Raw genomic sequence first — 25511 nt, 5'->3', positions numbered from 1 at the left:
CCACACATTAGTTTCCGGAGTAACCGTAAATGAGCATTGACCTGACCGGCCTGTCAGCACGCGAGCTGGGCGCCCTGATCCGTACCGCCAAGAAGCAGCAGACCATCGTCGCCAAGCGCCGGCCGATCACCAAGGTCCGGGCCCAGCTGACCAAGCTGGCCAAGACCGAGGGTTACACCATCGAAGAACTGTTCGGCAGCGCCCCGGCCACGCGTGCCCGCAAGGCCGCCCCGGCCGCCAAGGCGCCCTCGAAGACCGCCGGCCGCAAGCTGGGCAAGGTGGCACCGAAGTACCGCAACCCGGCCAATCCGAAGGAAACCTGGACCGGCCGTGGCAAGCAGCCGCGCTGGATGGCTGAACTGACCGCCAAGGGCAACAAGAAGCCGGAGGATTTCCTGATCAAGAAGGCCTGAGGCCGGATCGGGATGCGATGAAAAACGCCGGCGGACGCCGGCGTTTTTCATTCTCCGGTGTGTGGACCGAGGTCCACACCCACCGACATCATCACAGGGTTTTGCGCGCCGGCATCAGCAGATTGCCGAACAGCAGGCCGGCGACCAGCGCCATCACCACGTTGAGCACGGTGAGGAACACGCTCTGGCCGGCGCCGACATCCTGTTGCTGGACCAGGGTCAGCACACCGCGCAGGCTGGTGCTGCCGGGCACCATCATGATGATGCCGGGCAGGCGGATGATCGCGCCCGGACGCCCGACCAGGCGACCGAACAGATTGCCGCCGGCAGTCAGCAGCATCGCCGACAGGAAGATGCCGGCCGGCGCGCCCCAGGCGTGGCCACCGAACTTGGAGATCGCATAGCCGGCCACCGAGGCGGCGATCACCCACGGGTAATCGCGGCGGTTGGCCTTGAACAGCATCGCGAACGCAAAGGCCGCGGTCAGCAGCGAACCCCACTCCACCCACGGTCCCTGCGGTCGCGCCGCCCGTATCACCGGGTCCAGTCCGAGCACGTCGGCCAGGGTCACCGCGATCATCGCGCCGACGCTGAGCTTCATGATGGTGGTCAGCGCGCCGGCAAAGCGCGCGGTGCCCGATACCCAGTGCTGGCTGGCCAGTTCGTTGACCGCATTGGTCAGCGACATGCCGGGCAGCAGCACCACCAGCGAGGCGATGATCACCGTATTGAGGTTGAGCGCGCCGATGAAGGACGCCACCAGGGTGGCAACCATGCCGGCCAGCAGCGCGGCCAGCGCCTCGGCGGCTTCGCGGGTGGCCGGGCGGCGGTCGGTGACCATGCCGAGCAGGCCGATCATCAGGCCGATGACACCGGCGGTGGCGATGTCCAGCCACGGCAGCTTCCACATGCCGGCCACGCCAGCCGCGCCCAGGGTGAACGACAGGATCGTGCGCAGCTTGCCGCGCCGGCCCGGATCCTTGTCCAGCTGCCGCAGCGCGGTGTGGCCCTGGGCGATGCTCATCCGCCCGTTGGACACTTCTTCGGCGATATGGTCGGCAACGCTGAGCTTGTGCAGGTCGTTTTCACCGGGCGCTAGGCGGATCACGCGGGTGATGTCACTGGAGCCGATGGCCTGCGCCGGGTCGCTGAAGCTGAGGATGATACCGGTGGGATTCGACCACGGTTCACAATCCAGATCGAGCTGGCGGGCCAGTGCCACCACCGCCGTCTCCAGGCGCTGGGCCGTGGTGCCATAGCTGTGCAGGCGCCCGGCGATCTCGGAAACGAAGGCCACGCGCTGCGCGTAGGTGGCCTGGGGCGTGGGGATCGTGTGAGCATCTGCGGACATGCGCCGTAGTATTACCTAGGCAGGGGCTTACCGGAGAAATTCATCCGAGTTCGACGCGATGCCCAGGACAGAACGGTTATGCTGCGACCCGAATGGCCCACGTCACCCCGAACCTCGCCCCCCAGCTCGAACAGGATGCCCATGACCCGGGCCTGATCCACCTGTCCGGCACCTGGACCTTGAAGACCGCGCTGGCCGCGGCCGAGGTCCTGCACGGCGTTCCCGACAAGCTGACCGGCATCGATGCCACCGGCATCGAGCAGCTGGATTCGGCCGGCGTGCTGCAGGTGCTGCGCGTGGCCCATCGCGCCGATCTCCACGAAGACGCGCTGCAGTTCCGCCCGGACCACCAGGCGCTGGTATGCACCATCGAGGAAGTGGCCGATGACCGGCCCAGGGCCAAGCGCGATTTCGGCGTGCTGGCGGCACTGGAGCGGCTGGGTGTCAGCGTCCACGCCACTGGCCACAACATCAAGGCCCTGTGCAGTTTCCTCGGCGAGAACCTGGTCAAGGCGGCCCGGCTGGTCAAGGAACCCCGCCGCTTCCGGCTGACCGCCACCGTGCATCAGATGGAACAGGTGGGGCTGGATGCGGTGCCGCTGGTGGCGTTGCTGTCCTACCTGGTGGGCGCGGTGATCGCGTTCCTCGGTTCGACCATCCTGCGCGACTTCGGCGCCGAGATCTACGTGGTCGAGCTGGTCAACATCGCCTTCCTGCGCGAGTTCGCCGTACTGCTGACCGCGATCGTGCTGGCCGGCCGTACCGCCAGTGCGTTCACCGCGCAGATCGGCGCGATGAAGGCACGCGAGGAGATCGATGCGATGCGCACGCTGGGCCTGGACCCGGTCGACCTGCTGGTGCTGCCGCGACTGCTGGCGCTGCTGGTCACCCTGCCCTTGCTGACCTTCATCGCGATGATCGCGGGCCTGGCCGGCGGCATCACCGTCGGTGCGTTCGACCTCGACATCCCGCCGCAGATGTACATCGCGCGCATGCACGAGACGATGGAAGTGCGGCACCTGCTGGTGGGGTTGTCGAAGGCGCCGGTGTTCGCGCTGGTGATCGGCCTGATCGGCTGCCTGGAGGGCCTGAAGGTCGAGGGTACCGCGCAGTCGGTCGGCGAGCGCACCACCTCCAGTGTGGTGCAGACGATCTCGCTGGTGATCATCATCGACGCCTTCGCGGCGTTGTGGTTCATGCACATGGACTGGTGACATGAGCACCTCCTCTTCCCCTGAAACGCTCGACATGCGCGATGGCGACGGCCACGCGCTGGCCATCCGCGTGCGCGGCCTGGTCAACCGCTTCGGCAGCCAGACCGTGCACGAAGACCTTGACCTGGACGTGCGCCGTGGCGAGATCCTGGGCGTGGTCGGTGGCTCCGGTACCGGCAAGTCGGTGTTGATGCGCTCGATCCTGGGCCTGCGCACGCCCGACAAGGGCCAGATCGAAGTGCTGGGCCGCGACGCGCGTGCCGACGACGCCGAGAGCCGCCTGCACATCGAACGCAACACCGGCGTGCTGTTCCAGGACGGCGCCCTGTTCTCCTCGCTGACCGTGGGCGAGAACGTGCAGGTGCCGCTGAAGGAACACCACCGCGAGCTGCCCGAGCGCTGGCACTACGAACTGGCGCTGCTGAAGGTGAAGCTGGCCGGCCTGCCCGCCGATGCGATCAACAAGCTGCCCTCGCAGCTGTCCGGCGGCATGCGCAAGCGCGCCGGCCTGGCGCGGGCGCTGGCGCTGGATCCGCCGCTGCTGTTCCTAGACGAACCCACCGCCGGCCTCGACCCGATCGGCGCGGCCGCCTTCGACCGCCTGATCAAGACCCTGCAGGAAGCGCTGGGGCTGACCGTGTTCCTGATCACCCACGACCTGGACACGCTGTACGCCATCTGCGATCGCGTCGCCGTGCTGGCCGACCGCAGGGTGGTGGCCAATGCGCCGCTGCCGGACATCGAGAAACTGGATCATCCGTGGATCCAGGAATACTTCCACGGACCCCGCGCGCGCGCCGCGCGGGGCGAACAGATCGAGAGTGCCTGAGCCATGGAAACCAAAGCCAACTACGTGCTGATCGGCGCGTTCACCCTGATCACCGGCCTGGCCCTGCTGGCCTTCGGCCTGTGGGCGGCCAAATACTCCTCCGACCGCACCTGGCAGGAGTACCGCGTGGTCTTCCGCGAAGCGGTGACCGGCCTGTCGGTGGGCAGCCCGGTGCAGTACAACGGCATCGCGGTGGGCTCGATCACCGAACTGAACCTGGTGCCCGACGACCCGCGCCAGGTGGTCGCGCGCATCCGCCTGAACTCCAACACGCCGGTCAAGACCGATACCCGCGCCAAGCTGGCGATCACCAGCCTGACCGGCCCGTCGATCATCCAGCTCAGCGGCGGCACGCCGCAGTCGCCGGCGCTGACCACGGTCAACAAGGATCCGGCACCGATCATCCCGACCACGCCCTCGGCGCTGCAGAACATCACCGATGTGGCCAACCGCATCGTCGAGCGCATGGACCAGATCCTCAGCGACCGCAACGTGGCCTCGATCAACGCGACGCTGGCCAACCTGGAGACGATCAGCGGCGGCCTGGCCGACCGCGACCAGGGCACGCAGGCGCTGCTGCTCAGCGCGCGCGATGCCGCCCGCAGCCTGGACACCACGCTGAAGACCACCAACGGCACCATCGAGCGCCTGGACAAGAACCTGGTGCAGCAGCTGCCCGGCATCATCGACAAGCTCGACGCGACCCTGGCCAAGCTCGACTCGGCCGCCGGCAACGCCGATTCGATCCTTGGCGAGAACCGCGCCGCGATCAACAGCTTCGCCAACGATGGCCTCGGCCAGCTGGGCCCGACGCTGACCGAACTGCGCGGCCTGATCCGCGACCTGCGCCGGGTCAGCGACCGCCTCGAGAACAACCCCGCGCGCTACCTGCTGGGCCGCGACGCACCGAAGGAGTTCGAACCCCAATGAGCACGCCCCCCCTTCCGCGCCTGCTGCTGGCCGCTTCGATGGCCGGCCTGCTGGGCGGCTGCTCCATCCTCGGCAGCAGCGAGAAAACCGCAGTGACGCTGTACTCGCCGTCCGTGCAGGTCAAGGCGGACCCGGCGTGGCCGCAGGCCAGCTGGCAGCTGGTGCTGGCCAAGCCCAGCGCCGCGCGCCTGGTCGACAGCCCGCGCATCAACGTGCGGCCGACGCCCTCGCAGCTGGAGATCTACAAGGGCGCCAGCTGGGCGCAGCCGGCCACCGACATGATCGAGGACACGCTGCTGCGTGGCTTTGAAGACTCCGGCCGCATCCGCGGCGTGGCGCGCAGCACCGCCGGCATCCGTGCCGACTACAAGCTGTCCACCGACGTGCGCCGCTTCGAATCGGATTACCAGGGCCAGGCCACGCCGACCGTGGTGATCGAAGTCAACGCCAAGCTGATCCACGTCGCCGACCAGCGCGTGGTGGCCGACCGCACCTTCCGCCAGGCGCAGCCGGTCGGCAGCACCGACGTACCGGCGGTGACCGCGGCGTTCGAGCGCGGCCTGCAGCAGCTGGCACAGGATGTGGTGGGCTGGACGCTGGTGAGCGGGCAGGCCGACGCCACGGCGGCCAAGCGCTGACGCATCGCAGGGGTCAGAGCCCTTCCCCGACGGGAAAGGGATCTGACCCCTTCTTCGTCACCGCGGCGTAATCCAGCGGAAGGTCAGGTTAATCCGCTCGCCCCGCACCCGCGCCATCTTCGGCAGCGCGTGCTGGTAGAAGCGCTGGGTCTGCCCGGCCATCAGCAGCAGGTCACCGTGGCCCAGCACGAATTCCGCCTTGCGCGCCGTATCGTCGCGTCGGCGCAGCAGGAAACGGCGCGCGGCGCCCAGGCTCAGCGACGCGATCACCGGGGCCGGTCCCAGCTCCGGCTCGTCATCGCTGTGCCAGCCCATGGAGTCCCCCCCGCTGCGATATCGGTTCAGCAGCACGCTGTTGAAGCGGCCGTGGCCTTCGGCCTGCAGGCGCTCGCGCACGGCCTGCAACACGGGCGGCCAGGGGTGCGGCACGAACTCGGCACCGGAATAGCGGTAGCGGGCCTGCGGATCGCCGATCCAGCAGCTCAGCCGCGGCGAATCCACCCAGTGGCCGAACATCCGGATGCGGTGGACCTCCCACGGCACGTCGGCCAGCAGCGCCCCCATGAGCCGGTCGGCGTCGGCTGCGGCCAGCCAGCCCGGCAGGTGCTGGACGTCGGCGTCGGGCAGGTCGTGGGGGAACAGCATGGCCACACGCTAGCACGCCGGCGTTCGCCGGCGTTTGCCGTCGTGGCCGCCAACACTGAAAATGAGCCCATGACCGTTGCCCAGATGCCGATACCCTGCGATTGCCTGACTGGTTGGGGCTACGCCCGATGAGCCTGCGCCAGTCGTTGTTCCCGTTGCTGCGCGCGGTATTCCGGGTCTTGCCGCTGTCGCAGGCGCAGCGCGACCGCCTGCGTACCCGCTGGCTGGCCCGGCACGGCGACTGGGTGCCACCGCCGCCGAAGGGACGGCAGGACGCGGGTAGGCCGCGGGCCAGCGCGCAGCTCCGCTGGCGCGCGGACGAGGCCGCGATCGGCCACCGCCCGCACCAGAAGGGCGCGCTGCCGGAGCCGATGCCCGCCACGCTGGTCGCGTTCTACCTGCCGCAATTCCACACCTTCCCCGAAAATGACGCCTGGTGGGGCAAGGGCTTCACCGAATGGCGCAACGTCACCCGTGCGCTACCGCAGTTCGAAGGCCACATCCAACCGCGGCTTCCGGCTGATCTGGGTTTCTATGACCTGCGCAACCCGCAGGTGATGCGCGACCAGGCGCAGCTTGCCGCCGAGTACGGCATCGGCGCGTTCTGCTTCTATTACTACTGGTTCAGCGGCCGCACGTTGATGGAGGACCCGCTGCGGCAATGGCTGGCCGATGACAGCATCGACCTGCCGTTCTGCCTGTGCTGGGCCAATGAAAACTGGGCGCGACGCTGGGACGGCCGCGACGACGATATCCTGATCGGCCAGCAGCACAGCGCTGAGGACGATCTGGCCTTCATCGCACATGTCGCGCCCTACCTGCGCGACCGCCGTGCATTGAAGGTCGAGGGGCGGCCGATGCTGCTGGTCTATCGCCCGAACCTGCTGCCCGACGCCCGTGCGACTGCCGAGCGCTGGCGCCGCTGGTGCCGCGACAACGGCGTGGGCGAAATCCATCTGGCCTACGTCCAGGGCTTCGAGCGCCCCGATCCACGCGACATCGGCTTTGACGCTGCGGTCGAGTTTCCGCCGAACATGAGCAATCCCTCTTCGCTGTCGGCACAGCAGTGGCTGCTCAATCCCGATTTCAATGGCGATGTCCGCGATTGGCGCGAATTGGCCGGCGAAATCGCCGCCCGTGCCCTGCCCGATTATCCGCTCTATCCCGGGGTCAACCCCGGTTGGGACAACGAGGCCCGACGTTCCGGTCGCGGCCGCGTGTACCTGCACGCCTCACCACGTGGTTACCGTGACTGGTTGCGCACCACGATCCATGAACGCCTCTCCGCAGCACCGCAGGCGCAGCGACTGGTGTTCATAAACGCTTGGAACGAGTGGGCTGAAGGTGCCGTGCTGGAACCGGATGCCCGCCTCGGCCATGCCTGGCTGCAGGCCACCCGTGATGCGTTGTTGCCGGCGCCGGCGCCGCGCCCCGCACCGGCAGTGCATCTCCACGCCTGGTATCTGGAGACGCTGCCGGAAGTGCTGCGAGCTCTGCGCGAGGCAACACTGGACTGGGCAATCGTAGTGACCACCCCGGCTGCGCAGATCGATCAGGTTCGGCAGGCCCTGGCGACACATGGGCTTGAGGGTGAGGTGGTGGCCGTGGACAACCACGGTCGCGACATCCTGCCGTTCCTGGAGGTCGCCGAACGGCTGCTGCAGGCCGGGCACGAAGTGGTGCTTAAGCTGCATACGAAACGCTCAACCCATCGCGCAGATGGCGACCAATGGCGGCAGGAACTACTGCAACGGCTGGTACAGGGCGGGCGTGCCGCACGCATCCTTGCCGCCTTCGAGGCCGACCCTGGGCTGGGCATGGTGGTGGCCGAAGGGCATCTGCTGCCCGTCGCTGATTTCGTGGGCGGCAATGGTCTCGCATTGGCTCGACTGCAGGCGCGGCTTGGGTTGGAAGTACCCGTGGACACCAGTCGGTTTGGCGCCGGCAGCATGGGCTGGTGGCGGCTGCAGGCCCTGCGTCCATTGTTGGACGCGCATCTGTATCGCAGCGCTTTCGACATCGAGCAGGGCCAGATCGATGGAACGCTGGCCCACGCCATTGAACGTGTACTGGGTGCCTGCTGCGAACACGCTGGACTGCGCGTCGCGACAGCCGCAGCCTGCCTCGGCGAGGCCGATGCCAGCAGCGACGAGTACGCCTACGCCCGACGCGGCTGACATTGAAGGGGGCACAACGCGGCCCCCTTGCCCGTATCGATCAGCCGCGCTGGAATGCGACGCCGGTCTTTTCCTTCAGCTCGTCATCACTGACACCCGGCGCGGCCTCCACCAGCAGCAGGCCCTTGTCAGTCACGTCGAACACCGCCAGGTCGGTGATGATGCGGTCGACCACGCCCACGCCGGTCAGCGGCAGCGTGCATTCGGCCAGGATCTTGTGCTCGCCGTTCTTGGCGGTGTGCTCCATCAGCACCACCACGCGCTGCACGCCGGCCACCAGGTCCATCGCGCCGCCCATGCCCTTGACCATCTTGCCGGGCACCATCCAGTTGGCCAGGTCGCCCTTGTCGGTGACCTGCATGGCGCCGAGGATGGCCAGGTTGACGTGGCCACCGCGGATCATCGCGAAGCTGTCGTGGCTGCCGAAGTAGCTGGCGCCCGCACGTGCGGTGACGGTCTGCTTGCCGGCGTTGATCAGGTCGGCGTCGACCTCGGCGTCGGTCGGGAACGGGCCAATGCCGAGCAGGCCGTTCTCCGACTGCAGCCATACATCCACGCCGTCGGGAATATGGTTGGCGACCAGCGTCGGCAGGCCGATGCCCAGGTTCACGTAGGCACCATCGGTCAGCTCGCGCGCCGCGCGTGCGGCCATTTCATCTCGGGTCCACGCCATGTCAGTTGCCCTCCGCGCGGATGGTGCGCTGTTCGATTCGCTTCTCTGGATGCGCGTTGTGCACGATGCGGTGCACGTAGATGCCCGGCAGGTGCACCTGGTCCGGATCAATCGCACCGACCGGCACCACCTCCTCCACCTCCACGATGCAGACCTTGCCGGCCATCGCGCAGGCCGGGTTGAAGTTGCGCGCGGTCTTGCGGAACACCAGGTTGCCAGCCTCGTCGGCCTTCCAGGCCTTGACCAGTGCCACGTCGGCGCGCAGCGCGGTTTCCATCACGTAGTGCTTGCCGTCGAACTCGCGGGTCTCCTTGCCCTCGGCCACCACCGTGCCGTAGCCGGTGGCAGTGAAGAACGCCGGAATACCTGCGCCACCGGCACGCAGGCGCTCGGCCAGGGTGCCCTGCGGGTTGAACTCCAGCTCCAGCTCACCGGCCAGGAACTGCCGTTCGAACTCCTTGTTCTCGCCCACGTAGGACGAAATCATCTTCTTGATCTGCCGCGTTTCCAGCAGCTGGCCCAGGCCGAAGCCATCGACGCCGGCATTGTTGGAGATCACGGTCAGGCCCTTGACGCCGCTGTCGCGCAGCGCAGCGATCAGCGCCTCGGGAATGCCACACAGGCCAAAGCCACCCACGGCCAGGGTCTGGCCATCGGCGACCACCCCCTGCAGGGCCTCCGCCGCGCTGGCGTAGCGCTTGCCGCGCTTTCCGCCGGTCGTTGCCGGATTGCTCATCTACGCCCTCACTTCGTTGATGTAATCACACCATTCTAGGCCAGCGCAGCAGGCGGTCACGTGGCGTTGCGGCATGGAAACGCTTCCCATACAAGACAGGTACTACAATCGCGTGCTGAGCCACCCAAGGATCCCGATCAATGCCCCTGCCCGCCTTCAAGGCCTATGACATCCGCGGCCGCGTGCCGGAAGAACTGAACGAAGATCTGGCCCGCCGCATCGGCGTGGCGCTGGCGGCGCAGCTTGCGCCGGGCCCGGTGGTACTGGGCCATGACGTGCGCCTGACCAGCCCCGCGCTGCAGGATGCACTGGCCGCGGGCCTGCGCGGTACCGGGCGCGAGGTGATCGATATCGGCCTGTGCGGCACGGAAGAAGTCTATTTCCAGACCGACCACCTGGGCGCGGCCGGCGGCGTGATGGTCACCGCCAGCCACAACCCGATGGACTACAACGGCATGAAGCTGGTCAAGGAGAACGCACGGCCGATCAGCTCCGATACTGGCCTGTTCGCGATTTCCGATGCGGTTGCCGCCGATACGTCCGCGGCGCAACCGCCGCGTGCCGCGCAGAGCGCCCAGCACGACAAGAGCGCGTACATCCAGCACCTGCTGAGCTATGTCGACGCCGGCAAGCTGCGACCGCTGAAGCTGGTGGTCAACGCCGGCAACGGCGGTGCCGGTGCCATCGTCGATCTGCTGGCACCACACCTGCCGTTCGAGTTCATCCGCATCTGCCACGAGCCGGACGGCCGTTTCCCCAACGGCATTCCCAACCCGCTGCTGCCGGAGAACCGCGCCGCCACCGCCGACGCCGTGCGCGAACACGGTGCCGATTTCGGCATTGCCTGGGACGGTGACTTCGACCGTTGCTTCTTCTTCGACCACACCGGCCGCTTCATCGAGGGCTACTACCTGGTCGGCCTGCTGGCCAAGGCAATCCTGGCGCGCAACCCCGGCGGCAAGGTCGTGCACGACCCGCGCCTGGTCTGGAACACCGTGGACATGGTCGAACAGGCTGGCGGCGTACCGGTGCAGTGCAAGAGCGGCCACGCCTTCATCAAGGAAAAGATGCGCGCCGAAGACGCGGTGTACGGCGGCGAGATGAGCGCCCACCACTATTTCCGCGAGTTCGCCTATGCCGACTCGGGCATGATCCCGTGGCTGCTGATCGCCCAGCTGGTCTCTGAAAGCGGGCGCTCGCTGGCCGACTGGGTGGAAGACCGCATGGCGGCCTATCCGTGCAGCGGCGAAATCAATTTCAAGGTCAGCGATGCCAAGGCGGCCGTCGCACGCGTGATGGAGCACTTCGCGGCGCAGTCGCCCACGCTGGACCACACCGACGGCATCAGTGCCGACTTCGGCGACTGGCGCTTCAACCTGCGCAGCTCCAACACCGAGCCACTGCTGCGCCTGAATGTTGAAGCCCGTGGTGATGCCGCGCTGATGCAGGCGCGCACCGACGACATCTCCCGCCTGATCCAGCAGTAACCGAGGAACGCATGAGCAGCATCCAGCCCGTCATCCTGTCCGGTGGATCCGGTACCCGCCTGTGGCCGCTGTCGCGCGAGGCGTACCCGAAGCAGTTCCTGCCGCTGGCGGGTGAACTGACGATGCTGCAGGCCACCTGGAAGCGCGTGGCGCCGATCGCCGCGCGCGGACCGCTGGTGATCGCCAACGAAGAGCATCGCTTCGTCGCCGCCGAGCAGCTGCAGCAGGTTGGCGCCGAGCCGGCCGCGATCATCCTCGAGCCGGTCGGCCGCAATACGGCCCCGGCGATCGCGGTGGCCGCGCTGGAGGCCACCCGCGACGGTGCCGACGCCCTGCTGCTGGTGCTGCCCTCCGATCACGTGATCACCAACGAGACTGCGTTCCGCAGCGCCGTGCAGGCGGCGGCCGGCGCTGCCGAGGCCGGCAAGCTGGTGACCTTCGGCATCGTGCCGACCGGGCCGGAAACCGGCTACGGCTACATCAAGGCCGCCGATGGCCAGGGACTGCGTGCGGTCGAGCGCTTCGTCGAGAAGCCGGACCTGGATACCGCCACCGGCTACGTCAGCAGCGGCCAGTACTACTGGAACAGCGGCATGTTCCTGTTCAAGGCCTCGCGCTACCTGCAGGAGCTGGAACGCTTCCAGCCCGCCATGCTGGCCGGCAGCCGCCAGGCCTGGCAGCAGGCGCGCCGAGATGCCGACTTCACCCGCCTGGACAAGGACGCCTTCACTGCCGTTCCGTCCGATTCGATCGACTACGCGGTGATGGAGAAGACCGCCGATGCGGTGGTGATTCCACTGGATGCGGGCTGGAACGATGTCGGTTCGTGGACTGCGCTGCGCGATGTCTCGCAGCAGGACGGCGATGGCAATGCCCACCAAGGCGACGTGATCGCCATCGACTGCCGCAATACCTATGCCTACGGCCAGCGCCTGGTAGCCATGGTCGGCCTCGATGACGTGATCGTGGTCGAGACCGACGATGCGGTGCTGGTGGGCAAGGCCGACCGCATGCAGGAGGTCAAGACCGTGGTGGCACAGCTCAAGGCCGAAGGCCGCAGCGAGGCCACCTGGCACCGCAAGGTCTATCGCCCGTGGGGCGCCTACGATTCGATCGACAACGGCGAGCGCTTCCAGGTCAAGCGGATCACGGTCAAGCCCGGCGGCACGCTGAGCCTGCAGATGCACCACCATCGCGCCGAGCACTGGATCGTGGTCAGCGGCACCGCCGAGGTGACCCGTGGCGATGAAGTGATCCTGCTCAGCGAGAACCAGAGCACCTACATTCCGCTGGGCGTGACCCACCGCCTGCGCAACCCGGGCAAACTGCCGCTGGAACTGATCGAAGTGCAGTCCGGCAGCTACCTCGGCGAGGATGACATCGTGCGCTTCGAGGATACCTACGGGCGCAGCTGAGGTTTGCCCGGGGTCGGAACCCGTTGCTGCGCAGCGGGCTCTGACCCGTTCCTGATCGGCCCGGCCGCGCAGCGTCGCCGGGCACGGCCCGGCGCTACGGCCATCATGCCAGCTCCGCCATCACCCGCTTCAGGCCATCCTGCCACGTCGGCAGCACGATGCCGAAATCCTGCTGCAGCTTGCGGTTGTCCAGCACCGACCAGGCCGGGCGCTTGGCCGGGGTCGGATACTCGGAACTGGGAATCGCCTCGACCGTCGGCACCTTGGCCAACACGCCGCTGGCCAATGCCTCGGCGAAGATCGCTTCGGCGAACCCATGCCAGCTGGTCTGGCCGCTGGCGGTCAGGTGCCAGGTCCCGGACAGCTGCTCCGGATGCTGCAGCGCCTGCAAGGTGACATCAGCGATCAGCGCGGCCGGCGTTGGCGTGCCGATCTGGTCGGCCACCACCCGCAACGCATCGCGCTCGGCCCCGACGCGCAGCATGGTGCGCAGGAAGTTCGCGCCGTGCGAGGCATACACCCACGCCGTGCGGAAGATCAGATGGCGGCCACCGGCCGCACGCACCGCGTCTTCGCCATCGCGCTTGCTGGTGCCATATACGCCCAGCGGAGCGGTCGGCTCGTCCTCGCGGTAGGGTGCGCTGCCCTGGCCATCGAACACGTAGTCGGTGGAGTAATGCACGAACGGCACGCCGTGCGCCGCACACCAGCGCGCGATCACGCCCGGTGCCTGCGCGTTGGCGGCGAACGCAGCGTCCGCATCCTGTTCGGCACGATCCACCGCCGTGTAGGCCGCGGCATTGACCACCACCGACGGCTGCACGCGATCCAGCAGGGCCGGCAGGCTGTCGGGCTGGCCGAAGTCGGCCGTTTCGCACGCACTGCCGTCCGGCAGCTGGCCGCTGCGGGTGGTCGCAACCACCTTGCCCAGCGGCACCAGCGCGCGCAGCAGCTCCTGGCCAACCTGGCCGTTGCCACCCAACACCAGCACGGTCATGGCACGTAGACCGGCAGGCGGTCTTCAGCAATGTCCTTCAGGAACGGCGCGTTCTCGTCCTTGGCCGACAAGGTCGGGGCACTGACCGGCCAGTCAACAGCGATGTCGGCATCGTTCCAGCGTACGCCGGCATCAAAGTCCTTGAGGTACACCTCAGTGCACAGATAGCTGAACACCGCACGCTCGGACAGCACGGCGAAACCGTGGGCGAAGCCCTCTGGAATCCAGAACTGCTTCTTGTTCTCCGCGCTCAGCACCACCGCTTCCCACTGGCCGAAGGTCGGCGAGCCGCGACGGATGTCGACGGCCACATCGTACACCTCGCCTTCGAGCACGCTGACCAGCTTGCCCTGCGGGCGCGGCCACTGGTAATGCAGGCCGCGCAGCACGCCCTGCGCGGACGTCGACACGTTGCTCTGCACGAAGCGATCCGGCAGGCCCAGCGCGGCAAAGCGCTCGGCATTCCAGGTCTCGAAGAAATAGCCGCGCGCATCGCCGAACACGGCCGGCTCGATCACCACGCAGCCGGGCAACTTGGTTTCAATCACTTTCACGGTACGACTCCACGCAGGGCGAGCTTGTGCAGATACTGGCCGTAGCCATTCTTGATCAGCGGTGCAGCCAGTGCTTCCAGTTGTTCGGCAGTGATCCAGCCCTGGCCGAACGCGATTTCCTCCGGACAGCAGACCTGCAGGCCCTGGCGGGTCTGGATGGTCTCGATGAAGTTGGACGCTTCCAGCAGCGACTGATGGGTGCCGGTATCGAGCCAGGCATAACCACGGCCGAGCGCTTCCAGGTGCAGGTGGCCCTCACGCAGGTAGCGCTGGTTCAGATCGGTGATTTCCAGCTCGCCACGCGGCGAAGGCTTGAGCTCGGCCGCATGGTCGCTGGCATTGCCATCGTAGAAATACAGGCCGGTGACCGCATAGTTCGAACGCGGATTCTCCGGCTTCTCGACCAGGTCGATGACCTTGCCGTCCTTGTCGAACTCGGCCACGCCGTAGCGTTCCGGGTCGTTGACCCAGTAACCGAACACGGTCGCGCCCTGCTCGCGCTGGTCAGCGTTGCGCAGCACCTCGCGCAGGCCATGGCCGTGGAAGATGTTGTCGCCCAGCACCAGGCAGCTCGGCTTGCCGGCGACGAAATCACGGCCGATCAGGTAGGCCTGGGCCAGGCCATCGGGGCTCGGCTGCACCGCGTACTGGATGTCCATGCCCCACTGCGAGCCGTCGCCCAGCAGCTGCTGGAACAGCGCCTGCTCGTGCGGGGTGTTGATGATCAGCACCTCGCGGATGCCCGCCAGCATCAACACGCTGAGCGGGTAATAGATCATCGGCTTGTCGTACACCGGCAGCAGCTGCTTGCTGACGCCCTTGGTGATCGGATACAGCCGGGTGCCGGACCCACCGGCGAGGATGATGCCTTTACGCTGCGTCATGTCGTCTCCAGGGTTCAGGCCGCAGTGCCGATGCGCTGCAGACGGTAGCTGCCGTCCAGCACGCCGTTGACCCAGTCCTGGTTGTCCAGGTACCAGTCGACGGTGAAGGCGATGCCCTGCTCGAAGGTGTAGGCCGGCTCCCAGCCCAGATCGTTCTTCAGCTTGGACGCATCGATCGCATAGCGACGGTCGTGGCCGGGGCGGTCAGTGACATAGGTGATCTGGCTGCTGCGCGGCTGGCCATCCGCACGCGGGCGGCGCTGATCCAGCAGTGCGCAGATGGCCTGCACCACTTCGATGTTCTGCTTTTCCGAATTGCCACCGACGTTGTAGGTCTCGCCGACCTGGCCCTTGGCCAGCACGGTGCGGATCGCTTCGCAGTGGTCGGACACGAACAGCCAGTCGCGCACCTGCTTGCCATCGCCGTACACCGGCAGCGGCTCGCCGGCCAGCGCCTTGGCGATCACCAGCGGAATGAGCTTCTCCGGGAAGTGGTACGGGCCGTAGTTGTTGGAGCAGTTGGTGGTCAGCACCGGCAACCCGTAGGTGTGGTGGAACGCACGCACCAGGTGGTCCGAAGCGGCCTTTGACGCCGAATAGGGGGAATTCGGGGCGTACGGCGTGGTTTCGCTGAACTTGCCGGTCTCGCCCAGGGTGCCGTACACCTCGTCGGTCGACACGTGCAGGAAGCGGAAGGCCGCGCCCTGCTCGGCCGGCAGCGCCTTCCAGTAATCACGCACGGCTTCCAGCAGGCCCAGAGTGCCCACCACATTGGTCTGGATGAAGGCACCCGGGCCATCGATGGAGCGATCGACGTGGCTCTCGGCGGCGAAATTCAGCACTGCGTCCGGCTGGTGCTCGGCCAGCAGGCGGGCCACCAGGGCGCTGTCGCCGATGTCACCCTGCACGAACACGTGGTTCGGGTTGCCGTCCAGGCTGGACAGGGTCTTCAGGTTGCCGGCGTAGGTCAGCGCGTCGAGGTTGATGACCTTGACGCCGCGTGCGACGGCCTCGAGAACGAAGTTACCGCCAATGAATCCGGCACCGCCGGTGACAAGCCATGTGGGCACTACCTGTTCTCCTGATCTAAATTCATCCAAGGGGGCGCTACCAAGCACCCAGCACAGCAGCACAGGATACATGTGGTTCGTCTTCACGACTGCCTGCGTGACGTGAACGACGCACCCGATCAACACGAGCCATACTGCACCGCAGCATAACCATACGCATTCGCATGGTTCCCTCAAGCCAGCTAGAATCGGGATCCCACCCCCGAACCGGTTGCTGTGCGAGGACCGGACGTTCTCCCCGTTATTGAAGGACCCCGTACCAGATGAAAATCCTCGTCGCGTACAAGCGCGTGGTGGACTACAACGTCCGCATTCAGGTCAAGCCGGACGGTTCCGGCGTGGTCACCGACGGCGTCAAGCTGTCCCCCAATCCCTTCGATGAAATCGCCCTGGAAGAAGCCCTGCGCCTGCGCGACAAGGGCATCGCCAGCGAGGTCGTGGTCGCCACCATCGCCCCGGCCGACGCCCAGGCGCACCTGCGCAATGGCCTGGCCATGGGCGCCAACCGTGCCGTCCATGTGGTCACCGACCAGGCCATCCAGCCGCTGACCGCCGCCCGCACCCTGCTCAAGCTGCTCGAGAAGGAACAGCCGGACCTGGTGATCCTCGGCAAGCAGGCCATCGACGACGACGCCAACCAGACCGGCCAGATGCTGGCCACGCTGTGGGGCCGTCCGCAGGCGACCTTCGCCAGCAAGCTCGAGATCGCAGACGGCAAGGCCACGGTGACCCGTGAAGTCGACGCCGGCCTGGAAACGCTGGAAGTGGACCTGCCGGCCGTGGTCACCACCGACCTGCGCCTGAACGAGCCGCGCTTCATCAAGCTGCCGGACATCATGAAGGCCAAGGCCAAGCCGCTGGAGACCCTGCAGCTGGCCGACCTCGGCGTTGAAGCTGCCGACACCTTCAAGACCACCCAGTACGCCGCACCGTCCAAGCGCAGCAAGGGTGTGATGGTCAAGGACGCGGCCGAACTGGTGGCCGCACTCAAGCAGAAGGGGCTGCTGTAATGAGCAAGATTCTCGTCATCGCCGAACACCACGACGGCAAGCTCAACGCCGCCACCGCCAAGACTGTCAGCGCCGCCGCCGCCATCAGCGGTGCCAGCATCGATGTCGTGGTGCTGGCCGCCGATCCGGCCGCCGTCGCCGCCGAGGCCGCAAAGATCAGTGGCGTCGCCAAGGTCCTGACCGTGGCCAACGCCGCCAACGCGCAGGCCATCGCCCAGGTGCTGGCGCCGCAGATCGCGCAGCTGGCCAAGGGCTACACCCACGTTTTCGGCCCATCGACCACTTTCGGCAAGGACCTGATGCCGTGCGTGGCCGCGCTGCTGGGCGTCAACCAGGTCTCCGACCTGATGACCGTTGAAGGCAGCCATACCTTCAAGCGCCCGATCTACGCCGGCAACGCGATCATCACCGTTGAAGTCCCGGCCGATCAGATCGTGGTCGCCACCGTGCGTGCCGCCTCGTGGCCGGAAGCCGCCCAAGGCGGCAGCGCCGCCATCGAAGCGGCCAGCGTCGATGCTGCCCTGCCGACCCACACCCGCTTCGTCGGCCTCGCCGCGGGTGCCAGCGACCGCCCGGACCTGCAGAGCGCCAAGCGCGTGGTCTCCGGTGGCCGTGGCGTCGGTTCGGAAGAGAACTTCAAGGTGATCTTCCAGCTGGCCGACAAGCTCGGTGCCGCCGTGGGTGCCTCGCGTGCTGCGGTCGATGCCGGCTACGTGCCCAGCGACCTGCAGGTCGGCCAGACCGGCAAGATCATCGCCCCGGAGCTGTATGTGGCGGTGGGCATCAGCGGTGCGATCCAGCATCTGACCGGCATCAAGGACGCCGGTACGATCGTGGCGATCAACAAGGATCCGGATTCGCCGATCTTTGAAATTGCCGATATCGGCCTGGTGGGGGATCTGTTTGCGATCCTGCCGGAGCTGGAGAAGGCGCTCTGACATTGGATTGGCTGCCGGCCGGGTGTCCTCGGACGCCCCGGCCCATGCTGGAAAGTGCATGAGACAGAGATTCCTACGCTTCCTGATTTCTGGCGGCTCCGCAGCCGCTGTGGAGTACACCGCGTTTTTCTTGCTGCAAGCCACCTTGGGCCCCTCCTGGCTGCTGACCAATCAATCACTCAGTTTTGCGTGTGGTTTTGTGGTCAGCTTCCTGCTGAATCGTCACTGGGTTTTCCACAGTGAAGGAAAGGCTGGGCAGGAGCTCCTCAAGTACGGAATCGTCGCCGGCATCAATCTTGCCGCTGGCAATCTGGCGATGCTGTTGATGGTAGGAAGCGCAGGGATGTATCCGCTCATCGCCAAGTTCCTTGTGATGGGAATGATCGCCGCCTGGAATTACCTGGTATTTTCCCGGCTGGTATTCAGCGATAGCGCTGCGCAGCGGTGAAAGCACAAGCAAGTGAAGTGTCGCGGGCGACCTCATAGCTTCAGTAGCGAACCAGAAGAGCAGCTCGCTCTGTAGACATGAACCGACATCAATTGGTGTCGGTTTTTTTTTGCAAAGAAGGCAGTCGGTCGCATTTTCCTAGACCAATCGCCACGATCAGCAAACTTCCTGCCCATGTGGAGTGGGACGCGTGCCGCCGTGTATCAGTCCACTACGCAATGCGATGTTTCGACACGCAGTCATAAATGTGACAGCGCAGTGAATAGGCCTTATGATCCACGCCGCCAAGCAGTGCCGACCATTCAAGTCCGGCACCTCGCGCACTCCCGTTTCCGAAAGGCACCCAGGAAGAAATCCCTGGAGAGTCTTCCATTTGGCTGATGAGCATTAGTATTTTGAACATGTGGCGGCGCCTTCCGGCCTGGGGAACCTGCGTTGCTGGATTACTGACCGGCTTATTGTTGTTGCGGATGGGCCGCTATTACGCGCATGCCGATCTCCTGTACCTGAGCATCAGTTTCCTGCTGGAGCTGATACTGCTCGATCTGGTTACTCGCTTCGCGCTTGGCGTCGGCAACCGGTGGCTGCGGATCTTGGCCCTGTTCATTCCCGCAGCAGCGGGCTTCGTCTACGTGGCCCAACTCTATTCGGCATGGCTGTCCGGGGGACTCATTCCACCCATTGCCTTTGCCAATCAGGAAGTGGTTGGACTGATCGCCTTCAACGGCGTGTACGCCATGCTGGGCGCCTATCTGCTCGCCTTCATCGCATTCGCCGTTGTCCACAGCGTGGACGCGCCCCGCTTCAGCCCGCGCACTTCATTGGCATCGCTGGCAATAGCCGCGACTGTCTATGCCGGCATGATTCACGCTCAGCCCCTGGCTCGCGGGATCGTCATTGCGCGTGGCGAGGCACCGATCTCGTCGTTCCTGCGTGCCTACTCCACCTTCAACAGCATGAGCGGTCGAGCCCAGCTCTCTGCAGCGGAGCTGCTTGAAGCGCGTGCCGAGTTCTCGCGAAGGAAGGTCTATCAGCAGGGATTCCCGACCAGGATGACCTCCAGCCTGCCGGCCAAGCCGAACGTCATTGTGATCTTCACCGAGGGCATGTCTGCGCGCTGGATGGATACCTACGACAGTGCACATGCCGGCGTGACGCCCAACCTGGACCGCTTGGCCGGGGGCTCACTGGTGGTCACCAACTACTACAACCATACGGCTGCTACGTTCCGTGGCCTACGCGGGCAGTTGACCTCCGGACACCAGGAAGTCGATGGCTACAACGAAGAAGGCACGGGCATCGGGCAGCGCGACGTTTCAGCCGACATCACCGCCGTCTCCCGGGCGAGCATCGCAGACATACTTCGTGCGCAGGGCTACAGCAGCATGTTCTTCCTGTCGCAGCAGGAGTACATCAACAAGATGATCGACACTCTGGGCTTCGACCGCGTACTGGGTCGCGACTATCTGTATGACGTCCACGTCCGTGGGAACACGCACGGTGCACGCCCAAAGTATCTTTCTGACGTCCAGTTGTTCGACAGCATGCTCTCCGAGCTGGAAGCGCAGCCAGCAGACAAGCCGTTCTTTGCGGCCGCGTACAACTTCCAGACCCATGCATTCCTGGATGGAAGCAACACATACGGCAAGGGCGACAACATCGTCCTGAACCGCTTCCATACCTACGACCGCGACATCGGTCACTTCATCGATCGATTCATGGCCAGCCGCCTGCACGAGAACACCCTGCTGGTGATCACCGCGGATCATTCCACTTTCCCCGGGCCGAATGCCGTCGCCGCGGACCCCCGTGTCCCGGGCTACTTCGTCGACAGGATTCCCCTGCTGATCTACTGGAAGGGGGTGGAACACCAAACGATCGACGCTGGCGGCAAGAATTCGCTGGATCTGGCGCCTTCGTTGCTCAGCCTGCTGAACGTGAAGAACGCTCACAACCTGTTCCTGGGTTGCACGCTCTTCGAACAATGCGCGCTAGACAGAGTGTCCAACATTGGCGTCGAGTACATCCTGACCGATGCCAACAGCTCGTACTCGGAGTACTACGTCCCCCCGGAACAGAAAGCATATTACGAGCAGTCAAGAGAAACGATCGAACGCTACAAAGCGATGGATCTGATCATCGATACCCGATGACCGGCAATCTGGAGCACCTTTGGGTGCTCCAGATGCAAGGATCAGTTGTTCGGGGCGAACATCGGCCGCTCCAGCTGGAGCATCGATCGCCCCGCCGTCATCGGCACCCTGCGGATCTCCTTCGGCGCGAAGGGCACGGCACCGAAATACTCTTCAATGCCATACATGGTCTCCTGCTCCGGTGCGCAGTGGAACACCATGCTCTTGCGCGTCTTGCCCGGCGAACGGATGGGCGTACCACCATGCGGCAGCTCAGGGTGCCAGATGAAGCAGTCACCCTTCTTGATCAGGGCGATGTGCTGCGGAATGCCACGGCGGTTGACTTCTTCCGCCACCCGTCCAATGTAGCGATTGAACGCATCGCCAAGCTCTGGGGGGGTCGCGCCAGTAGCCTGGATCGGCTCGATCTCGATCTTGTGCCCCCCGGGGAAATACTGCAGCGGACCAGCATCTGCATGCACATCCTCAAGAGCGAACCAGATCCCCGCGAACATGTTGTTCGGTCGAGTGTGGAAGAAAGGTGTATCCCGATGGATGGCCTGCTCGCTGGACTGCTCGAAGAAGAGCGACGTCGCCACGAATGCGCGATCAGAGAAGAACGTATCAAGTGTCTCCATCACCAGCGGCTTGCTGATGGCCAGCTGAGCCGCCTCGCTGACAAGATGCATGTTGGTAAGGCGCGAATGCCTGCCGGTCTGCATGACGAACTGGTCAGCCTCCTCCCTGTGCTCGTCAACGTACGCATTGAATGCATCGCAGATTCGATCGCACTCCTCTGCGGTCAGTACACCCGGCAGGTGCACGAACCCCTGCTCATGCAGATTGGCAGCGGCCGAAGCCGCCGTGTGCAGCACCGGTTTACTGCCCTTGCTGTGCGAACCCAAGACGAAATCCAACAGGCCCATTGCTTATTCCTTGTAATGACACGGCCCCCTTTCCGGGAAGCCCGCTCGGGGTTCCGAAGCCGCCGCCAAGCGTGCAGCACCTAACCCCCCCCCTGTCCGGCAATCACCATGCTCTGGCATGGGACCTAGACCGCCGGCTGCGTGGGGAGGGTACCACGGCAGCCGCTAAGGCGCCGAGATGCCTCGCTGATGAAGGCATGAAGAAGTTAAAAGCCACAAACAATGCCGCTAGAATGCTGGCTCGAACCCCTACCAGCCTGGGCGGAGCCCATCCAACGTGCGCCTGCCTTCCCCCAACGAGGGCCTTCCGCCGCCCGGTCCGCCTAAATGGCGGGGCGCCTTGGCGCTTTCCATCGTGACGGCGGGCTACTTGGCCGTACTGATCTATGTGGACCGGGACGCCCATGCGCTCGAACGACTGACCGCCCTGGCCGCGCCGTTGCTGGTCTGTTCGGCACTGGTGCTGGCCAGCTTTGCACTGCGCTATCAGCGATGGCATGGCGCACTTCAACGACAGGGTCACCCTGTCGATCATTGGCGCGGCCTGCGTGCCTACCTTGCCGGTTTCGCGTTCACAGCTTCCCCCGGCAAAGCAGGCGAACTGCTGCGCATCCGCTACTTCGCGGCTATGGGCGTACCGTCGCGTACCGTACTTGCGACGTTCATCCACGAGCGGGGCCAGGATCTGCTGATCCTCACGCTACTGGGCATGAGCGCAGCCGCTCTGGTACCAGCACTGGGCGCGGTGCTGGGCCTGGTTCTGACGCTGTTGATCCTGCTGCTGCTGACCAGCTGCAGCGCCTGGTTGCAGACTCGTCTGTTGCGGCTGATCCGCTTGGTGCCCGTCACCCCCTTCAGACGCCTTGCCTCCTTCCTGTTCGATGGTCTGATCGCAGCTGGACCATTGTGGAGGCCAGCTGCCGCGCTGCCGGGCATGGCCTGGGGAACGATCGCTTGGCTCCTCAGTGCCCTGGCATTCGCCACACTCTGCTCTGCCGTCGGCCTGCAACTGGCGTGGCACCAAGCGCTGGGGATCTATCCGATCGCAATGCTGGCGGGCGCGGTGTCATTTGTTCCTGGTGGCGTCGGCACAACCGAAGCAGCCATTGTCCTGATGCTCGCTGCCACCGGCGCGTCGCTGGACGCGGCCCTGGCGGTAGCGGTCGGCATTCGGTTGACCAGCCTCTGGCTGGCGGTGGCCGTGGGCTTGCTGGCCATGACGAATCTCGAACTGCAAGCGACCCAAGCCCCTTCCTCCCCCTCCCGCCCGCATTGACCCGCCATGCACCTACTGCACACCGGAGCGCAGAATTTTGGCTATTGAACACCGTGCCCTGTGCGTCGACCTGGATGGCACCCTGCTCCGTTCAGACGTCCTCTACGAATCGCTGCTGGCCCTGCTGGCCCATAATCCCCTGTACCTGTTCCTGGTGCCGTTCTGGCTGCTACGGGGAAAGGCCTACGTAAAGCGCCAGCTGGCCTCGCGCGTGCACCTGCCCGCCGAAACCCTGCCCTATGACGAGCGGGTACTGGAAATCCTGCGGACCACCTCTCAGCGCCCACGCGTGCTGTGCACGGCCTCCGACCGGCTGCTGGTACAGCCCATTGCCGACCACCTTGAGCTGTTTGAAGAGGTGATGGCGAGCGATGGCCAGACCAACCTGTCCGGCAGCAACAAGGGCCAGGCACTGGCAGCGCGCTTTGGCGAACGAGGCTTCGATTACATGGGAAACGGCACGGTCGACCTGAAGGTATGGGCCCATGCCGGCGGTGCGATCGTGGTCAACAACGGGGCCGGGCTGGCCAAGGCCGCGGCCAAGCAGACCGAAGTGCTCGGCCACCTTCCGTCGCAGAACGGCGGCCTGATCACGTGGATCAAGGCGCTGCGCGTCTACCAGTGGCTGAAGAACCTGCTGGTGCTGGTACCACTGCTGACAGCGCATCGCTTTCTCGATCTCACTTCGATCATCGATGCGGGCGTGGCCTTCCTGGCCTTCGGCCTGTGCGCATCCGGCGTGTACCTACTCAATGACCTGCTCGACCTGACCCCGGATCGGATGCACCCGCGCAAGCGCAAGCGCCCATTTGCCGCGGGCACATTGCCGCTGCTGCATGGCCTGATGGTGGCACCGCTGATCACACTGGCAGGCTTCGCCCTGGCACTGACCTGCAGCCCGGCTTTTGCAGGCGTGCTGCTGTGCTACTACGTGATGACCCTGAGCTACTCGCTCAAGCTCAAGCGCATTGTAATGATCGACGTGGTGATGTTGGCGGCGCTTTACACCGTACGCATCATCGGCGGCGCGGTGGCGATCAACTCCGAGCTATCGTTCTGGCTGCTGGCGTTCTCGATGTTCGTGTTCCTCAGCCTTGCCATGCTCAAGCGCTACACCGAACTGGCCTCGGCATTGGCCAACGGCAAGGAAATGGCGATCGGCCGAGGCTACTCGGTGGCCGACCTGCCACTGGTGCAATCGCTGGGTGCCGCCGCCGGCTACATCGGCGTCGCAGTCTTCGCGCTGTACATCAACAGCCCGGAAAGCCTGGAGTTGTATACCAGTCCCAAGCTGCTATGGCTGTTGTGTCCGATCCTGCTGTACTGGATCAGCCGCATGTGGATCGTCTCCCACCGTGGCGACATGCATGACGATCCGATTGTATTCGCGGCCATGGATCGTGGCAGCCAGATCGTCATCGGCCTATGCGTACTGATCGTGCTGATCGCCATATGAGTGGAACGCTCGGCCAATCCTGGGGGCGTTACCCGCGGGTCGAACAGCGGATCGCTCCGATGCTCGACCGTCGGTCCCTCCTGCCGCTGCCACCGGAAGGCGGTACGGTGCTGCCCCATGGCAATGGCCGCAGCTACGGCGACAGCTGCCTGAATCCTGGCGCCACGCTGCTGACAAGCCGCGCCCTGGACCGCTTCATCGACTTCGACCCTGCCACGGGCATCGTGCGCTGCGAAGCCGGGGCAACCCTGGCCGATATCCTGGATATCGCGCTGCCGCGTGGCTGGTTCCTGCCGGTCACGCCGGGTACCCGCTATGCAACCGTGGGCGGTGCGATCGGTAACGATGTGCACGGCAAGAACCACCACCGTGCCGGCACCTTCGGCCACCATGTGCGCCGCCTGGAACTGCTGCGCAGTGATGGTCTTCGCCAGCAACTCAGCCCGGCTGACGACAGCGGCCTGTTCGGGGCCACCGTGGGGGGGCTGGGCCTGACCGGCTTCATCACCTGGGCCGAACTGCAGCTGCGGCGGGTTCCTGGCCCCTGGATCGAAACCGAATCGATCCGCTTCGGCTATCTCGCTGAGTTCTTCGAGCTTTCGCGTGACTCTGCCGAAGGGTTTGAATATACGGTGGCTTGGATCGACTGCCTGGCCAAGGGCGCAAACCTCGGCCGCGGCCATTTTCTTCGTGGTGACCATGCCCCTGGAGATGCGCAGGCGGCGACGCCCAGTTCGGCCCCTCGCCGCAGCATGCCCATCGTACCTCCGGTATCGCTGGTCAATCCGCTCACCCTGCGTCCGTTCAACACCTTGTACTACTGGCGCCAGCCAGCTCGCCGGGCCCGCCACGTATCGCACTATCAGAGCTATTTTTATCCACTGGACGGCATCAACCACTGGAACCGCATGTATGGCCCGCGCGGCTTTCTGCAGCACCAGTGCGTACTGCCACCCGAGGTCGCACACGATGCCACCGCCGCCCTGCTGGCGGAGATTGCGCGCAGCGGTCGCGGCTCGTTCCTGGCGGTGCTGAAAGAGTTTGGCGACCGTCCTTCGCCGGGGCTGCTGTCGTTCCCGCGTCCAGGTACCACCCTGGCCCTGGATTTCCCCAACGATGGGCCGGAACTGCTGAAAATGCTCGACCGGCTTGATCGCATCGTGAGCGAGGCGGGCGGCGCGGTGTATCCGGCCAAGGACGCACGTATGTCCGGCGCCTTGTTCCGCCAGGCCTACCCGGCCTGGGAAGCCTTCTCCCGCTTCATCGACCCTCGATTCTCATCCGGCTTCTGGCGCCGGGTGATGGAGTAACC

24 protein-coding genes are annotated in these 25511 nt (G+C 65.4%); 15 read left to right on the top strand and 9 right to left on the bottom strand.

Annotated features, from left to right (window positions below):
- Positions 1-29 precede the first annotated feature (29 nt).
- The gene (locus LRM18_RS14705; RefSeq protein WP_010480700.1) at positions 30-413 is read left to right on the top strand and encodes an H-NS histone family protein; all 384 of its coding nucleotides are present in this window, start codon (positions 30-32) and stop codon (positions 411-413) included.
- Positions 414-504: 91 nt separating this feature from the next.
- Here the strand turns inward: LRM18_RS14705 and LRM18_RS14700 are convergent, their stop codons facing one another.
- On the bottom strand, positions 505-1764 hold the full coding sequence (locus tag LRM18_RS14700; RefSeq protein WP_046428410.1) for a threonine/serine exporter family protein: 1260 nt from the start codon (positions 1762-1764) through the stop codon (positions 505-507).
- A gap of 92 nt (positions 1765-1856) precedes the next feature.
- On the opposite strand from LRM18_RS14700, the gene LRM18_RS14695 reads away from it, so the two are divergent.
- From LRM18_RS14695 to LRM18_RS14680, 4 genes are read left to right on the top strand one after another with little or no spacing between them, the layout of a single operon-like run.
- Positions 1857-2978 carry an ABC transporter permease gene (locus LRM18_RS14695; protein ID WP_049465308.1) on the top strand — a complete coding sequence of 374 codons (1122 nt, stop codon included), beginning with the start codon at positions 1857-1859 and terminating at the stop codon, positions 2976-2978.
- A 1-nt stretch (position 2979) separates the two neighbouring features.
- Positions 2980-3807, top strand: a complete 828-nt coding sequence (locus LRM18_RS14690; protein WP_270954896.1) for an ABC transporter ATP-binding protein — start codon at positions 2980-2982, stop codon at positions 3805-3807.
- Positions 3808-3810: 3 nt separating this feature from the next.
- A complete protein-coding gene (locus tag LRM18_RS14685) occupies positions 3811-4737 on the top strand; it encodes an MlaD family protein (protein WP_049465312.1) in 927 nt (308 codons plus the stop codon).
- Positions 4734-5375, top strand: a complete 642-nt coding sequence (locus LRM18_RS14680) for an ABC-type transport auxiliary lipoprotein family protein (RefSeq protein WP_270954895.1) — start codon at positions 4734-4736, stop codon at positions 5373-5375. The genes LRM18_RS14685 and LRM18_RS14680 overlap by 4 nt, the downstream gene beginning before the upstream one ends.
- Positions 5376-5432: 57 nt before the next feature.
- On the opposite strand, the gene LRM18_RS14675 is transcribed toward LRM18_RS14680, so the two are convergent.
- Positions 5433-6020 (bottom strand): alpha-ketoglutarate-dependent dioxygenase AlkB, encoded by a 588-nt coding sequence (locus tag LRM18_RS14675; protein ID WP_270954921.1) that lies wholly within the window; start codon positions 6018-6020, stop codon positions 5433-5435.
- A 128-nt stretch (positions 6021-6148) separates the two neighbouring features.
- Between LRM18_RS14675 and LRM18_RS14670 the strand changes: the two genes are divergently transcribed.
- A complete protein-coding gene (locus LRM18_RS14670) occupies positions 6149-8197 on the top strand; it encodes a glycoside hydrolase family 99-like domain-containing protein (RefSeq protein WP_270954894.1) in 2049 nt (682 codons plus the stop codon).
- A gap of 40 nt (positions 8198-8237) precedes the next feature.
- On the opposite strand, the gene LRM18_RS14665 is transcribed toward LRM18_RS14670, so the two are convergent.
- Positions 8238-8870, bottom strand: coding sequence for a CoA transferase subunit B (locus LRM18_RS14665; RefSeq protein ID WP_049465320.1), 633 nt, complete (start codon positions 8868-8870; stop codon positions 8238-8240).
- Between the two features lies 1 nt (position 8871).
- Entirely contained in the window at positions 8872-9606 is a 735-nt protein-coding gene (locus LRM18_RS14660; RefSeq protein WP_150827508.1) for a CoA transferase subunit A, read from the bottom strand.
- Between the two features lie 140 nt (positions 9607-9746).
- On the opposite strand from LRM18_RS14660, the gene LRM18_RS14655 reads away from it, so the two are divergent.
- Complete coding sequence (locus tag LRM18_RS14655; RefSeq protein WP_065179128.1) at positions 9747-11093, top strand: phosphomannomutase/phosphoglucomutase; 1347 nt, start codon at positions 9747-9749, stop codon at positions 11091-11093.
- 11 nt (positions 11094-11104) lie between these two features.
- Complete coding sequence (locus LRM18_RS14650) at positions 11105-12508, top strand: mannose-1-phosphate guanylyltransferase/mannose-6-phosphate isomerase (protein ID WP_065179127.1); 1404 nt, start codon at positions 11105-11107, stop codon at positions 12506-12508.
- Between the two features lie 103 nt (positions 12509-12611).
- Here the strand turns inward: LRM18_RS14650 and rfbD are convergent, their stop codons facing one another.
- Genes rfbD through rfbB form a run of 4 tightly spaced genes read right to left on the bottom strand, consistent with a single transcriptional unit; the run spans position 12612 to position 16013 of the window.
- A complete protein-coding gene (gene rfbD / locus LRM18_RS14645) occupies positions 12612-13505 on the bottom strand; it encodes a dTDP-4-dehydrorhamnose reductase (protein WP_270954893.1) in 894 nt (297 codons plus the stop codon).
- Positions 13502-14059, bottom strand: coding sequence for a dTDP-4-dehydrorhamnose 3,5-epimerase (rfbC, locus tag LRM18_RS14640; protein ID WP_004141806.1), 558 nt, complete (start codon positions 14057-14059; stop codon positions 13502-13504). Before rfbC ends, rfbD begins: the two co-directional genes overlap by 4 nt.
- Positions 14056-14943 (bottom strand): glucose-1-phosphate thymidylyltransferase RfbA, encoded by an 888-nt coding sequence (rfbA, locus tag LRM18_RS14635; protein WP_074725536.1) that lies wholly within the window; start codon positions 14941-14943, stop codon positions 14056-14058. The genes rfbC and rfbA overlap by 4 nt, the downstream gene beginning before the upstream one ends.
- A gap of 14 nt (positions 14944-14957) precedes the next feature.
- On the bottom strand, positions 14958-16013 hold the full coding sequence (gene rfbB, locus LRM18_RS14630; RefSeq protein ID WP_074725535.1) for a dTDP-glucose 4,6-dehydratase: 1056 nt from the start codon (positions 16011-16013) through the stop codon (positions 14958-14960).
- 263 nt (positions 16014-16276) lie between these two features.
- On the opposite strand from rfbB, the gene LRM18_RS14625 reads away from it, so the two are divergent.
- The 4 genes from LRM18_RS14625 to LRM18_RS14610 all read left to right on the top strand — a co-directional run bounded on the left by LRM18_RS14625 (position 16277) and on the right by LRM18_RS14610 (position 20562).
- Entirely contained in the window at positions 16277-17023 is a 747-nt protein-coding gene (locus tag LRM18_RS14625) for an electron transfer flavoprotein subunit beta/FixA family protein (RefSeq protein WP_270954892.1), read from the top strand.
- On the top strand, positions 17023-17961 hold the full coding sequence (locus LRM18_RS14620) for an electron transfer flavoprotein subunit alpha/FixB family protein (protein ID WP_103281995.1): 939 nt from the start codon (positions 17023-17025) through the stop codon (positions 17959-17961). Before LRM18_RS14625 ends, LRM18_RS14620 begins: the two co-directional genes overlap by 1 nt.
- Before the next feature lie 58 nt (positions 17962-18019).
- Complete coding sequence (locus LRM18_RS14615; RefSeq protein ID WP_074725533.1) at positions 18020-18409, top strand: GtrA family protein; 390 nt, start codon at positions 18020-18022, stop codon at positions 18407-18409.
- A 380-nt stretch (positions 18410-18789) separates the two neighbouring features.
- Entirely contained in the window at positions 18790-20562 is a 1773-nt protein-coding gene (locus LRM18_RS14610) for an LTA synthase family protein (protein WP_258026984.1), read from the top strand.
- A gap of 41 nt (positions 20563-20603) precedes the next feature.
- On the opposite strand, the gene LRM18_RS14605 is transcribed toward LRM18_RS14610, so the two are convergent.
- Complete coding sequence (locus LRM18_RS14605) at positions 20604-21467, bottom strand: phytanoyl-CoA dioxygenase family protein (RefSeq protein WP_244152964.1); 864 nt, start codon at positions 21465-21467, stop codon at positions 20604-20606.
- Between the two features lie 340 nt (positions 21468-21807).
- Between LRM18_RS14605 and LRM18_RS14600 the strand changes: the two genes are divergently transcribed.
- From LRM18_RS14600 to LRM18_RS14590, 3 genes are read left to right on the top strand one after another with little or no spacing between them, the layout of a single operon-like run.
- Positions 21808-22743: a lysylphosphatidylglycerol synthase transmembrane domain-containing protein gene (locus LRM18_RS14600; RefSeq protein ID WP_270954891.1), complete on the top strand. Its 936-nt coding sequence runs from the start codon at positions 21808-21810 to the stop codon at positions 22741-22743.
- 58 nt (positions 22744-22801) lie between these two features.
- On the top strand, positions 22802-24199 hold the full coding sequence (locus LRM18_RS14595) for a UbiA family prenyltransferase (protein WP_074725639.1): 1398 nt from the start codon (positions 22802-22804) through the stop codon (positions 24197-24199).
- Positions 24196-25509: an FAD-binding oxidoreductase gene (locus LRM18_RS14590; protein ID WP_270954890.1), complete on the top strand. Its 1314-nt coding sequence runs from the start codon at positions 24196-24198 to the stop codon at positions 25507-25509. The genes LRM18_RS14595 and LRM18_RS14590 overlap by 4 nt, the downstream gene beginning before the upstream one ends.
- Positions 25510-25511: the final 2 nt, after the last annotated feature.

It is taken from the genome of Stenotrophomonas sp. PI_27 (assembly GCF_027854495.1).
GTDB classification, from domain to species: domain Bacteria; phylum Pseudomonadota; class Gammaproteobacteria; order Xanthomonadales; family Xanthomonadaceae; genus Stenotrophomonas; species Stenotrophomonas pavanii.
This window is presented reverse-complemented; position numbering and strand designations above follow the sequence as displayed.